12 protein-coding genes are annotated in these 12730 nt (G+C 67.3%); 5 read left to right on the forward strand and 7 right to left on the reverse strand.

The window, feature by feature from the left end:
- Positions 1-69: 69 nt before the first annotated feature.
- The gene (locus E1263_RS39080; protein WP_202869269.1) at positions 70-2490 is read left to right on the forward strand and encodes a Tex family protein; all 2421 of its coding nucleotides are present in this window, start codon (positions 70-72) and stop codon (positions 2488-2490) included.
- Between the two features lie 214 nt (positions 2491-2704).
- Here the strand turns inward: E1263_RS39080 and E1263_RS39085 are convergent, their stop codons facing one another.
- The 6 genes from E1263_RS39085 to E1263_RS43020 all read right to left on the reverse strand — a co-directional run bounded on the left by E1263_RS39085 (position 2705) and on the right by E1263_RS43020 (position 8255).
- Complete coding sequence (locus E1263_RS39085; protein WP_165956909.1) at positions 2705-3436, reverse strand: phosphotransferase; 732 nt, start codon at positions 3434-3436, stop codon at positions 2705-2707.
- A gap of 635 nt (positions 3437-4071) precedes the next feature.
- Positions 4072-5427 carry a purine-cytosine permease family protein gene (locus E1263_RS39090; protein ID WP_132176939.1) on the reverse strand — a complete coding sequence of 452 codons (1356 nt, stop codon included), beginning with the start codon at positions 5425-5427 and terminating at the stop codon, positions 4072-4074.
- A 43-nt stretch (positions 5428-5470) separates the two neighbouring features.
- A complete protein-coding gene (locus E1263_RS39095) occupies positions 5471-6436 on the reverse strand; it encodes a hypothetical protein (RefSeq protein ID WP_132176941.1) in 966 nt (321 codons plus the stop codon).
- An 11-nt stretch (positions 6437-6447) separates the two neighbouring features.
- Positions 6448-6960, reverse strand: a complete 513-nt coding sequence (locus E1263_RS39100) for a SigE family RNA polymerase sigma factor (protein ID WP_132176943.1) — start codon at positions 6958-6960, stop codon at positions 6448-6450.
- 70 nt (positions 6961-7030) lie between these two features.
- On the reverse strand, positions 7031-7807 hold the full coding sequence (locus E1263_RS39105) for a GNAT family N-acetyltransferase (protein WP_132176945.1): 777 nt from the start codon (positions 7805-7807) through the stop codon (positions 7031-7033).
- A 25-nt stretch (positions 7808-7832) separates the two neighbouring features.
- Positions 7833-8255 (reverse strand): helix-turn-helix domain-containing protein, encoded by a 423-nt coding sequence (locus E1263_RS43020; protein ID WP_165956910.1) that lies wholly within the window; start codon positions 8253-8255, stop codon positions 7833-7835.
- A 66-nt stretch (positions 8256-8321) separates the two neighbouring features.
- On the opposite strand from E1263_RS43020, the gene E1263_RS39110 reads away from it, so the two are divergent.
- Positions 8322-9554 (forward strand): MFS transporter, encoded by a 1233-nt coding sequence (locus tag E1263_RS39110; protein WP_165956911.1) that lies wholly within the window; start codon positions 8322-8324, stop codon positions 9552-9554.
- On the opposite strand, the gene E1263_RS39115 is transcribed toward E1263_RS39110, so the two are convergent.
- Complete coding sequence (locus tag E1263_RS39115; protein ID WP_132176949.1) at positions 9505-9927, reverse strand: winged helix-turn-helix transcriptional regulator; 423 nt, start codon at positions 9925-9927, stop codon at positions 9505-9507. The two genes, E1263_RS39110 and E1263_RS39115, sit on opposite strands and share 50 nt — an antisense overlap.
- Positions 9928-9994: 67 nt before the next feature.
- Here E1263_RS39115 and E1263_RS39120 point away from each other — a divergent pair, with 67 nt between their 5' ends.
- The 3 genes from E1263_RS39120 (at position 9995) to E1263_RS39130 (ending at position 12162) form a co-directional block, all read left to right on the forward strand.
- Positions 9995-11371, forward strand: a complete 1377-nt coding sequence (locus E1263_RS39120; RefSeq protein WP_238161975.1) for an MFS transporter — start codon at positions 9995-9997, stop codon at positions 11369-11371.
- A 282-nt stretch (positions 11372-11653) separates the two neighbouring features.
- On the forward strand, positions 11654-11848 hold the full coding sequence (locus tag E1263_RS39125) for a hypothetical protein (protein WP_132176951.1): 195 nt from the start codon (positions 11654-11656) through the stop codon (positions 11846-11848).
- On the forward strand, positions 11845-12162 hold the full coding sequence (locus E1263_RS39130) for a recombinase family protein (RefSeq protein WP_132176953.1): 318 nt from the start codon (positions 11845-11847) through the stop codon (positions 12160-12162). Before E1263_RS39125 ends, E1263_RS39130 begins: the two co-directional genes overlap by 4 nt.
- The last annotated feature ends 568 nt before the right edge of the window (positions 12163-12730 follow it).

Below are 12730 nucleotides of genomic sequence, written 5' to 3' on the forward strand. Positions count from 1 at the left end.
GGGATGGGGAAGGATGGGGGCGAGCGCGTTGGTGGCTCGTTGGTTTGTTGTCGGTGAAGGGGAAACATCGTGGTGGTGCAGTCGGTCGAGCAGCGGATCGCCTTGGAGCTCGAGGTCGGCGAGAACCAGGTGCGGGCAGCCGTGGCGCTCCTGGACGAGGGGTCGACGGTTCCGTTCATCGCTCGGTACCGGAAAGAGGTGACCGGGGAGCTCGACGACGCGCAGCTGCGGACGATCGAGGAGCGCCTGCGGTACCTGCGGGAGCTCGACGAGCGGCGGAAGGCCGTGCTGGAGTCGATCGAGAGCCAGGGCAAGCTGGATGACGGGCTGTTGGCGTCGATCCTGGCGGCCGACACCAAGGCGCGGCTCGAGGACATCTACCTGCCGTTCAAGCCAAAACGCCGTACGAAGGCGATGATCGCCCGCGAGAACGGTCTCGAGCCGCTGGCCGACGGCCTGATGGCCGACCCGACCGTGGAGCCGCTGGCGGCCGCGGCGGTGTTCGTGAACGCCGAGGTGCCGGATGTGCAGGCGGCGCTGGACGGCGCGCGGGCGATCCTGGTCGAGCGGTTCGCCGAGGACGCCGACCTGATCGGTGCGCTGCGCGAGCGGCTGTGGACCCAAGGCCGGCTGGCCTCGGTCGTCCGCGAGGGCAAGGAGACCGACGGCGCGAAGTTCTCGGACTACTTCGAGTTCGACGAGCCGTTCACCAAGATGCCGTCGCACCGGATTCTCGCCCTGTTCCGTGGCGAGAAGGAGGACGTGCTGACGCTGAACATCGAGCCGCTGCCGGCCGGTGTCGAGGCGGACGGCCCGACCGAGTACGAGACCACGATCGCCCGCAAGGTCGGCGTGGAGAACTCGGGGCGCGCGGCCGACAAGTGGCTGGTCGAGACGGTCCGCTGGGCCTGGCGGACGAAGATCCTCGTGCACCTCGGCATCGACCTGCGGCTGCGCCTGCGCCAGGTCGCCGAGGAAGAAGCGATCCGCGTCTTCGCCTCCAACCTGCGTGACCTGCTGCTGGCCGCCCCGGCCGGCACCCGCGCGACGATGGGCCTCGACCCGGGCTTCCGTACCGGTGTGAAGGTCGCCGTCGTGGACGCGACCGGCAAGGTCGTCAACTCCGGAGTCATCTACCCGCACGTCCCGCAGAACCAGTGGGACAAGTCGATCGCCACCCTGGCCCAGCTGGCCGCCGCCCACAACGTCGAGTTGATTGCCATCGGCAACGGTACGGCGTCCCGTGAGACCGACAAGCTGGCCGCCGAGCTGATCGCCAAGCACCCGGAGCTCAAGCTCACCAAGGCCGTCGTGTCCGAAGCAGGCGCATCGATCTACTCCGCGTCGGCGTTCGCCTCGGCGGAACTGCCCGACCTCGATGTGACGATCCGTGGCGCGGTCTCGATCGCTCGCCGGCTGCAGGACCCGCTGGCTGAGCTGGTGAAGATTGACCCGAAGTCGATCGGCGTCGGCCAGTACCAGCACGACCTGGCCGAGAACGCCTTGTCCCGCTCGCTCGACGCAGTCGTCGAAGACTGTGTGAACGCGGTCGGCGTCGACCTCAACACGGCCTCCGCGCCGCTGCTGACCCGGGTCTCCGGAATCACCCAGGGCCTGGCCGACAACATCGTTCAGCACCGCGATGTCAACGGCCCGTTCGCGTCTCGCTCGGCGCTGAAGGACGTGGCACGCCTCGGCCCGAAGGCGTTCGAGCAGGCGGCCGGGTTCCTCCGGATCCCCGGTGGCGACGACCCGCTCGACTCGTCCAGCGTGCACCCTGAGGCCTACCCCGTCGTACGGCGCATCCTGGACGCGACCGGATCGGACGTGAAGGGGCTGATCGGGTCGGCGGAGTTGAAGCGCCTGAAGGCCGCTGACTTCGTCGACGACATGTTCGGTCTGCCGACCGTCACCGACATCCTCGCCGAGCTCGAGAAGCCCGGCCGCGACCCGCGACCGGCCTTCAAGACCGCGGTCTTCGCCGAGGGCGTCGACAAGATCGCCGACCTGAAGCCCGGCATGAAGCTCGAAGGCCAGGTCACCAACGTGGCCGCCTTCGGCGCCTTCATCGACATCGGCGTCCACCAGGACGGTCTCGCCCACGTCTCCGCCCTGTCGAAGAACTTCGTCAAGGACCCGAGCGAGGTCGTCAAGGTCGGCGACATCGTCACCGTCAAGGTCCTCGAGGTCGACATCCCCCGCCAGCGCATCTCCCTCACCCTCCGCATGGACGACGAGGTAGGCGGCGCTCGCCCGGCCGGTGGCGACCAAGGCCAGCGCCGCGGCGGTGGCGGTCAGGGCGGTGGACGCGGCCCCAGCGGTGGTGGCCGTGGCCCCGGTGGTCAAGGTGGTGGCGGTCGCGGCCCAGGTGGCGGACGCGGCGGTCAAGGCGGTGGACGCCCGGCCCAGGGCGCCCCGAAGGCCGACACTCCCATGGACGAAGGCTCCCTCGCCGACGCCTTCCGCAAGGCGGGCTTCACCGTCCGCTGACAAACCCCGTAAAGGCCCCGGACCACGCCACCAGCGTGCCCTCCGGGGCCTTTTCCGTGGGAGCTCGCCGGACAACACGAACGACTGCAGGTACTGCGTGCATTACGCCCTCACGGCGATTGGCGGGCCGGTGCCGAGCGCGCCGAGGGCGACCACCTGCAGTTCTTCGTGTCGCCAGCAGCCCGACCTGTGACCTACCTCGGCAGCGAGGGTTTCAGGAATGGAGGGCTGAGTGGAGGCGGCCTTCGTGCTGGTCGAGCCAGGCGATGGATCGGCGGATCTCTGTTGCTTTGGTGAGGGAGAAGGCGTCGGAGCGGCCGACCCGGAAGGCAAGGATGCGTTCTTGCTGCCGGCGGATGGCGGGGAGGAGGTCCGCGGCCAGCGGTTCGGCGGGCAAGGGCGCGGGTGCCAGGTAGGCGTTCAGCGCTTGGCGCATGCGGCGGGCCTGCTGGGTTGGCGTGTCCGGCGTTGTCCCAAGGTCCAGGAAGGTCCACAAGAGGTAGCCGAGGTCGTCGGTTCGGGCGCCAGGGGCGGCGTCGTCGAAGTCGATGATGCCGACGATGTGGTCACCGGACACGATGGTGTTCCACGGCGCGATGTCGTTGTGACAAACGGTCTCGTGGTCCCCGGCTTCCGGCGTACCGGCCAGTGCGTCGTGCATCTGCCGGACTATGTGCATCAGGGCGGCGAGCTGATCATCCGACCACTCCCGGCCGCTCCCGGTATCGCCCGGCAGATAGTCGAGAACCTCTCGTCCCTGCTCGTCAATGCCGTGCAGCCTGGGCACTCCGGCTATCGCTTCGAGTCTCCCCAGGATCGTGTGCACAAAGGGAGAACGATCCGTCAGCGGACGCCGTACCGTTCCGGCGACAAGGGCGACGCCCGGCCGCGAGCGCCCTCCGGTCAGCTCCTGCTCATCCGTCGAGGCGTCGCGATTGGACTTCACCACCTGATTGTCGGTGCGCTGGATACGACACCTCAACCCAAATACCAGGCACGCGTCGCGGACGGACAGGACGTAGGCCTAGCTCATTCCTCGGTCCTGTTCACGAGGCCCAGCGCCAGGCCAAGGACGAAGACGGGCCGGGCCGGGCTGGACTGGGCCGGGCTGGGGAGCGCTACCCACCCAAATCGACAGGTAACACTCCCCAAACTCCCGCAAATAGCCGGCGCTGCGTGGCGGATTGGCCGACGGACAGGACGTATAGGTCTAGTCCATGGTTTGGTCCGCTCACGACGCTCGGTGCCGGGATCAGATTGGGCGGCACCTCCTGTCATTCGGAGGCTGTTGGCGCGGGTCGGCCTGGCAAGAACTCGTCGTAGTCCGCCGCGTCTCTTGAGCGCATCCCACGCGTTAACCGGGCACAGGTCGCCGACGACTACGTGTCGTCGCGACGCGCTTCCCGGCTCACCACGAGGAGACACGAATCGCGTGCAGGGGTGGGGCTCACGGATGAGCCCGAAAGTCGGCGCACGGGTCGGCTCAACCACCTAAACACCACAAGCCGGCGCGCACGTTTGGCGCATGGGTGGGGGCTCACCGCGTGAGCACGGACCTCGTGCACGGGTGGGGTTGACCGCCTAGCCCGGAGGTGGATTGGAAGTACGGCGAGCCCAAGGAAAGTAGATCGCTGCGGTGACCGCGAGGCCGACGAGCCAGGAGATGTCGGCGCCGCCTAGCAGATCAGTCACTGGGCCGGTGTAGAGCTTTTGGGCGAGGAAGGGGATTTGGACGGCGATGCCGACGAAGTAGGAGACCAGGGCGGTGACATTCCAGGCGCCGTAGCGGCCGGAGGCGTCGTACAGGGCTGGGATGTCTACACGTTCTCGGGAGATCAGGTAGTAGTCGGTGAGGTTGATGGCGCTCCAGGGGGTGAAGACCATCAGCAGCACCAGGACGAAGTTCTTGAAGTTGTCGAGGAAGTCCTTGGAGGCGAAGAGGGCGATCAGGACCGAGACAGCCAGGAAACCGATCGTGTACGCCGATCGCACGGCGGGACCGATGCGCGTTGATCGGTTGAAGGCGGTGACGGTGGTGAGCAGGGTCATGGCGCCGCCGTAGGCGTTCAGGGTGTTGACGGCGAGTTTGCCGATGACGATGACCAGGTAGATGAGGATGGCGATGGGGCCGGCCAAGGAGCCGAGGTAGCCGACCTGGTTGGCGAGGAAGCCTGCGCCACCGGCCGCGACCAAGGCGCCCAGTGTCATCGACCACTGGGATCCGATGACGCTGCCGAGGAAGGTCGCCAGGAAGGTGTGGCGCTCTGGGGTGTCGGCCGGGAGATAGCGGGAATAGTCAGCCACATAAGGGCCGAAGGTCAACTGCCAGCCGGCGCCGAGCGAGATCGCGAGCAGGAAGGAGACCCAGTCGAAGGGTTTCGCGCCGAAGAGCGAGCCGACATCGACGGTCACCAGCAGCCGGATTCCCAAGTAGGTAAAGCCCAGGACGCCGCACACCGTCGCAAGCCGGCCGAGCAGATGAATCCAGCGATAGCCGAGGGTGGCGACGACCGCGGTCAACCCGCCGAAAACCACGATCCCGACAGCGGCTGGACCGACGTGCAGGATCTTGTTGACCGCCTGCCCCGCAAGGACCGTTCCGGTGGCGGCAAACCCGAGGTACATCACCACGACGAGCACCAGCGGTACGACGGCGCCGTACACGCCGAATTGCGCCCGGCTCGAGATCATCTGGGGCAATCCGAGTCGCGGGCCCTGCGCGGAGTGCAGGGCCATCACGATGCCGCCGAAGATGTTGCCGAGCAGCAGACCGACGATTGCCCACAGTGCGTCGGCTCCGAAAACCACCGCCAACGCTCCGTCGACAACCGCCGTGACCTGCATGTTCGCGCCGAACCACAGGGTGAACTGACTGATCGGCGTACCGTGCCGCTCAGCCGCCGGGACGACATCGATACTGCGCTGCTCGACGACCATGCCCGCGATGTTGCCACGAGCCACGATCCGTGGCGAGCAGTAACTAGGCGACGCGGACGTCGGTACTGCCGTCCTTGTGGTAACCGATGATCTGAAGACCGAGCCCCGAGGGATGCTCGTTCAGCCAGGCGAGCGCGTACCACCCGTCCTTGACCTTGATCTCGTGCTTGCCATGGCCGGCTTGCTCGATCGTGATCCGGACGATGTCCGGCGACATCCGGCCGACCGCATAGTGGAACCCGTCTTCATTCGAGGTGTTCATCTTGAACGCCGCCTGAAAGGTGTGCTGCTGGACGGGCGTCCGGACGATCTGAGAGTTCTGGAACATCCGCGCGGGCTCGAACTGCGTCGCTGCCATCAACACGCACTCGACGACACTCTTGCCGGACGGTGACATCGCCACCACGGAGCTCACGCTGCCAGGCGCAACGTCCGAGGCCAGAACCCGCCACTTGGTCAGGTCCGTCCAGAAGCCGACCGAGCAGTTCCGCAACTGACCGGCTTGAGTGGTGGGCACGGGATCCCGCTGAGCAGCCGCGACCAGAGCAGCCGACGGCTTGTCACCGCCCGGGACCATACAGTCCGCCTTCGAGTCACCCCGCTGCAGCTGGAACAGATTGATCGCCCCAGCCCACGCTTTGGCAGCCGGCCGCAGCGGCCGCTTGACCTCCGGGTAGCGCAGCGCGCACCGACGGTTCGCCTCTGCATAGGTGATCTGGACTCCCGTACCGGCTTCGCCGCGCTGCACACCCGGCACCGCGGAGAACTCCGAGCTGAGGTCGGTACCTGCGGCATCGGCGTCCGGAGTGGTCGCGTTCAAGTTCGGCAGCAGCGTCGCACCGATCGCCACCACTGCCACCGCAGCGACACCTCCCCCAGCACCAACGAGACGGCGGGTACGGCGGCTCCGGCGCCCGCGGGTGAGCATGGCGTGCGGGTCGATCGGGTCCAACGGGTCTGTGGCGGCGAGGCGTTCGAGCTCGGCGCCGACGACGCGGTCGTCGTCCATGGGGTTCTCCTTCACGCAGGCCTGCCGATCCGGCGGGTCTGGTCGATGGCGGTTCGGAGAGTGTCGAGGCCACGCGCCGCTTGACTCTTCACGGTGCCCTCCGAGCAGCCCAGGATCTGGGCGGTCTGCTCGATGGACAGGTCCTCGTAGTACCGCAGGACGACGCAGGCCCGCTGGCGCGGGGCAAGTGTCGCGAGGGCGGTGAGGACCTCGTCGCGTTCGGCGTGGCCGACGGCCGGGTCGCCGTACGAGACTCGGTCCGCGGGCAGTTCAGCGGTCGGCACTTCCCGGCGCCAGGGGCGCCGACCACTGTCCAGGGCCGCGTTGACGACCGTACGGCGGGCGTAGGCGAGCGGGTTTCCGCCACGATCGACCTTCGGCCACGACCGGTACAGCTTGCATAAAGCGTCCTGTACGACGTCGTCGGCGCGATGCCAATCGCCACACACCAGGAACGCCGTCCGCCGCAGCGACGCACTCGCTGCCGCGACGAACTCGACGTACTCCTGATCCCGGTCCACCATCAGCCCTCCACTCTCCACTGTCCCCCTCAATACGAGAGCCAGGGAGAGTGGAGTTGCACCTCAGCAAAGATCAGCGCAGATCAGCGAGGTGCCCACCGGGATCACCGAGGTGTACGGCGGTCGCCTGCGGCGCATAGCCCACTCGGCGGTAGACCCGGTCCGCCCCGTCGTCGCCCGGTGTCAGCCAGGCGAGCGAGGCTCCGGCCTGCTCAAAAGCAACCTGCGTCGCGTACGCCGTTGCGATGCCGGCGAGCCCCTGTCGCCGGTGCGTGTGGATCGTGCCAACACCAGCCACCTCCGTGACGCCGTCCGCGACCGCAGTCCAGGCCGCAGTCGCCGCAGCAACCCCGTCGACCCGCACCAGCACCGCACCGCCGTCGCCGAGCACCGGCTGGTAGGTGAACCCGACTTCCTCCGCCTCATACGCATCCGCGGAGACCACATTCGCCTCCGCCTGATCGGCATCGGATCCGATCACCTGAACAGTCACACCCGCAGGCAGGGACGGCTGCACCAGGTCCTCCGGCTCAACGACGAGCAGCGGCGGACGGGAGACGATCGTCATCCCGTTGCTCTCCAGCTCCTCGGCCAGCCCCGGATTGGCCTCCTCGATCAGCTCGGCACTCAACCAGCGCCCCTCGGCCGCGAAAGCCTTCCGCACGATCACCAGCGACTCGCGCACCTCGTCCGGATCGAACGGCGTACCGGGCTCGGCCGCGAGCATCGTCGACAGGAACCAGGCGTCGTCGTCATGCAGCATGCCCACCAGCGGCCCGACCACGATCTGCCGGCGCGATCTGCCCAACCCGTTCAACTGTGCTCGCGCGATCCGCGCCCCGATCTGCATACTCACGACCCTAGTCGGCCAGCGGTCACCGACTCGACGGATTTACCCCCAGCAGAAGCAGGTCGAGCAGCCGGTCGAGGTCGGCCGCCGCGGGCGGTCGCCCGAGCAGGTCCGCCAAAGCGTCCAAGGTGCGGATCAAGTCGTCCCGGACAGCAGCTCTCGTACGGCGCCCAGTCGCGACCTGAGCGATCACGCGCTCAACGCGCTCCGAGCCGCTCAGGAGTTCCGCACCCACAGAGGAGGCCGAGGGCTGGTCCTCCCCGATCCGCACCTCGAGCTGTGCTCCGAGCGCGGTCGCCAGTCGATCCAGCGCCGCCACGGTCGGATTCCCGCGACCGTTCTCCAGGTTCGCGATGTACGGCACGGACAGGCCGGCATCCATGGCGACCGACGCGATCGTGCGCCCGGCTGCTTTCCGCCGATCCCGCAGTACCTCACCCAGCTCCATCCTGGCATCCTATTCCGAGAGAACACAGTTGCCAAGATCTGTCCTGTCAGGATAGTTTCCCGGCTCGTGGACATCCTCCGAAACCGCGACTTCCGCCGCTTGTGGATCAGCAGCGGGGTGTCCGGCATCGGTTCCTGGCTGCTCGTGGTCGCGCTACCGGTCCAGGTGTTCATGCTGACCGGATCCGCGGCGGCAACCGGGCTCACGGTCGCGCTCGAGGCGCTGCCGCCACTGCTGCTCGGACCGTGGGCCGGCGCCTGGCTGGATCGGATGGATCTGTCCCGCGCGATGTGGATCGCCGACCTGGTCAGCGCGGCCGCGGTCGCCGCGATCCTGTTCGCCGACAAGGATCGGATCTGGGTGATCTACCTGGCCGTCCTGATCGAGAACGCGGCGACCACGGTCTTCCGACCGGCCGCTCGCGCCCTCGTCCCCGCAGTCGTCGGCACCGGCGCCGAGTTGGCCAAGGCGAACGCGCTGAGCGCCGTCAGCGCCAGCACGATCCGCCTGGTCGCACCACCACTCGGCGCACTCCTGCTGACCGGCCCCGGAATCACCACGGTGCTGATCGTCGACATCGCGAGCTATTTGTTGTCAGCGGCAACCATCGCGACGATCCGCCGCCGCCCCTCCGCATCCAGTACGGCGGAGGCTCCGAGCGTCGGCGTGCGCCCCGGCATCCGCTATATCGCTCGGCATCGTGGACTGCGGGGCATCCTGCTCGGGCAGACCTTGTTCCTGACCGCGAACGCAGGCCTCACCGCCCTACTGGTCCCCTTTACCGTCGAGCGTCTCCACGCACCGGGCGCCACGATCGGCTATCTCATCTCAGGCCTTGGCGCCGGCTATCTACTCGGAGCCGCCATCAGCGCGAAAGCCCAGTCCTGGCTAGGGATTCGCGAACTTCTCGTCGCGACCCAACTAGCCACAGCCGCCGCATTCTTCCTGCTCGTCAACTCTCCGAGCGTCGCATTAGCAGTCGGCGCCGCGGTCCTGATCGGCCTCCCCGGCAGCGTCCTGCTGATCACCGCCGAGACCACCATCCAGCGATCCGCACCGGCCGAGATGCTCGCGCGGATCGGCGCATTGTTCTTCGCCGCCGATTCACTCGCTCTCATCATCGGCGCCCTCGCCGCCCCGGCCATCACGCTGCTGATCGGCCTCCCGGCGACGCTCAACGCAGTCGCGGGGTTCGCCGTCATCGCGGGTCTGCTGACATTGGTCGCCGTACCGGGTCATCCGGCAGCGTTCACACGACCGGCACCGCCGCAGCCGCGTCGTACCGGGCTCGGGACGTAGCGATCTCGGTCTGGTGCTTCTCGGTCCAGGTCACGAGCGACTGAATCGTGTCGTGCAGCGTGACGCCGAGCGGCGTGAGCTCGTAGTCGACCCGCGGCGGCACGACCGGATACACAGTCCGCAGCACCAGCCCATCGCGCTCCAACTGGCGCAGCGTGACCGTCAGCATTCGCTGGCTGATCCCGTCGATCGTCCGCTTCAGCTCGGTGAACCGCATCGAGCGGTCGTCGAGCAGCGCGATCACCAGCAACGACCACTTGTCGCCGATCCGATCGAGGATCTGCCGGACGTCGCAGTCCTCCCGGGTGTCCCACTGGAAGGCCTCCTCGGTACAGCAGGAGTGACTCGGTTCCTTTGAAGTGCCTTCTTCCATAGTTCCCGATGGTTCCTCAGGATGGGGTCAGTTACAAGAGAGAACCGTCTATGACCTGGGAGTTTCTGTGTCAACACCCATCACCGGCCGTGCTTGGGCCGTTCTGTTCGTGCTCTGCGGCGCGATCTTCCTGGAAGGCATCGACGTCTCGATGATGGGTGTGGCGATGCCGTCCATCCGCGCCGAGCTCGGCCTGAGCACCGGCGAACTGCAGTGGATCGTCAGCGCCTACGCGCTCAGCTACGGCGGCTTCGTACTGCTCGGCGGCCGCGCCGCGGACCTGCTCGGCCGGCGCCGGATGTTCGTCGGCTGGCTGGTCGTCTTCCTGCTGTTCAGCGGCCTCGGCGGCTTCGCGACCGAGGGCTGGGTGCTGATCCTGGCCCGGTTCGTCACCGGGATCGCAGCCGCGTTCATGACCCCGGCCGGCCTGTCGATCATCACCACCACCTACCCCGAAGGGCCCCAACGCAACAAAGCACTTCTCGTGTACGCCGGTACGGCGGCCGGTGGCTTCTCGCTCGGCATGGTCACCGGCGGCCTACTCACCACGATCGATTGGCGCTGGGTCTTCTTCGCCCCCGTACTGATCTCAGCCGTGATCCTGGCCGCAGCGATCACCCTGATCCCGCGCGACTCCGAGCGCCCGAAGACGACCGGCGGCTTCGACCTGCCCGGCGCCTTCACCCTCACCGGCGCGATGCTGCTCCTCGTCGCCACCGTCGTCCGTGCGCCCGACGTGGCAGTGCTTCAGACCCTGCTGACAGCAGCAGCCGGTACGGCGCTCCTAGCCGCCTTCATCGCGATTGAGCGGCGAACGTCCACCCCGCTGATCCGCCTGGGCCTGCTGCGGAACAGCTCGCTGGTCCGCGCGAACCTCGGCGCGATCCTGCTGGTCGGAGGGTTTGTCGGCTTCCAGTTCATCACCGTGCTCTACCTGCAGGAGCTGCGCGGCTGGTCGGAGTGGAAGACCGGGCTCGCGCTGATGGTGATCGGCATCGACTCGGTACTGGCACCGACCCTGACCCCCTGGCTGGTCAACCGCTTCGGCAACCAGCGTGTGGTGCTCGGCGGCTTCATCCTGGCCGTCGCTGCCTACCTCGCGTTCCTACCGCTCGGGACGACGTTCGCCGCGATGCTGCCGACGTTCCTGCTCCTCGGGCTCGGATTCGCCCTGGCGTACGGGCCGTTGACGATCGCTGCGACTGACCGGGTGGCCGAGGACGAGCAGGGACTGGCCAGCGGCGTGCTCACCACCTCGTTCCAGTTCGGGGCGGCACTCGGGCTCGCGGTAGTGGCCGCCGTACTGGCTGCTGCCGACGAGTTGACGATCGATGCCTTCCGCAACGGTCTGCTGGTGCCGCTGATCGCGGCGGTCGCCGGGGTGGCGGTGGCGGCGGGCGGATTGCGGGTGCCGGTGCGTAATCAAATGGCCGCACAGGGTTAGCAGGAAGTGCGACATTTCCACCTGGTTCGAAACGTCGGGGGGTGGTCCGAATCGTTATTGGTAAATCCGTGCAAACATTCTTGACAGGCCATTCAAACCAGCGGATAAGCACCCAGCTAGACCGCTCTGACCAGGGGATTCGTAGGGTTTCCCTACTCTGCGTCAAGGCTCTGTAAAGGTCCCTGCGAAAGTGTTCCTGCGGGCGCGGCCATGAGGTGTTCTTTTCTCAGCACCGGACAAAGCCGTCCGGGGAGCCGACCGAGACTGCCTGAAGGGCCGCTGATGACCGAGACGCTGGAAACCCCCACCACCCACTTTCGGGTGCGGGTCTGGTTCGGCGCTCACCCGATCGCGGACCACACCGCCACAGCGGACCAGGCAGTGCAGTACGAGGAAGCCATGCAGCGGCGCTTCGCCTCCCTTCGGGTGACGAGCGAGCCGGTGCCGGCGGACGTTGTGGCCAGGCCGGGTCGATGACGACCCGGCCGACGCTGCTCGGATATGTACGGGCCGACGCGCTGAGTTGCGCGGAGGAGCTGGCCGCGGCGACGAATTCTCTCGCCGCCTTCGCCAGCGCCGAGGGATTCACCCTCGGCACGGTCTACACCGAGCGCGACACGGCCGAATCCGCAGCTTTCCACGCACTGCTCGAGGAAGTGAAGCGGTCCGACGTCCGGGCGGTCGTCGTACCAGCTATGCACCACCTCGGCTCGGTCGGTACCCCGGCCGCCCTGCGGCAGCACCTCGAGTTCCACCAGGCGCACGTCTGGGCGGCGAACCCGAATGGATAACTGAAAACACAGACAAGCGGAGCTGACGTCTTGACCCCTGCATCGGCGTCGGTTCCGCTCTCCACCTCCACAGCTGCACCGGGAATGCCCGGGCGGTAGTGGACTCCAAGGCCCCACCGGCTGCTACCGGTGGGGCCTTGTCGATGCTCTAGGCAACTATTTTTCCCGGATGGTCCAGTCCGGCGCCGGTCACCCGCACTGCCCGTCCGCACCGGGAAAGGTTCGATGAACGTCAAGTTTTCGGATCGTTCCGCGTGGGTCGAGGTGTGCTCCGCGCCCAAGTGGGGTACCACTAGGTCGTCCCGCGGTTCAGTCAGTGTCATTCGGGCATGGGTGAGACTCACCGAGCCGCGAGTTCTCCCACTGAGGGGCGGGAGAACGACCGGCCGCGGCGGGCGCATCCCAGGTGCGCCCGCCGAGCTCGGGTCGAGCGCGGACCGCCCCCACTCACAGTGAGAATGGTTGGCGTGGTCCCGCAGCGGTCTTCCTGACTCACCCACTCACTGACTTCGGGTCTTCAATTGGATCTGTCGGTCGACTCGCTGCGGGACCACGTCTGCACCCACCC

Source organism: Kribbella antibiotica (assembly GCF_004349055.1).
GTDB lineage: Bacteria > Actinomycetota > Actinomycetes > Propionibacteriales > Kribbellaceae > Kribbella > Kribbella antibiotica.

Coding starts and splice junctions, on each gene's coding strand:
- E1263_RS39090 (WP_132176939.1), bottom strand. CDS start 5,427: ATGGTCGTCGAGCAGCGCAGTATCGATGTCGTCCCGGCGGCTGAGCGG.
- E1263_RS39095 (WP_132176941.1), bottom strand. CDS start 6,436: ATGGACGACGACCGCGTCGTCGGCGCCGAGCTCGAACGCCTCGCCGCC.
- E1263_RS39100 (WP_132176943.1), bottom strand. CDS start 6,960: ATGGTGGACCGGGATCAGGAGTACGTCGAGTTCGTCGCGGCAGCGAGT.
- E1263_RS39105 (WP_132176945.1), bottom strand. CDS start 7,807: ATGCAGATCGGGGCGCGGATCGCGCGAGCACAGTTGAACGGGTTGGGC.
- E1263_RS43020 (WP_165956910.1), bottom strand. CDS start 8,255: ATGGAGCTGGGTGAGGTACTGCGGGATCGGCGGAAAGCAGCCGGGCGC.
- E1263_RS39115 (WP_132176949.1), bottom strand. CDS start 9,927: ATGGAAGAAGGCACTTCAAAGGAACCGAGTCACTCCTGCTGTACCGAG.
- E1263_RS39125 (WP_132176951.1), top strand. CDS start 11,654: ATGACCGAGACGCTGGAAACCCCCACCACCCACTTTCGGGTGCGGGTC.
- E1263_RS39130 (WP_132176953.1), top strand. CDS start 11,845: ATGACGACCCGGCCGACGCTGCTCGGATATGTACGGGCCGACGCGCTG.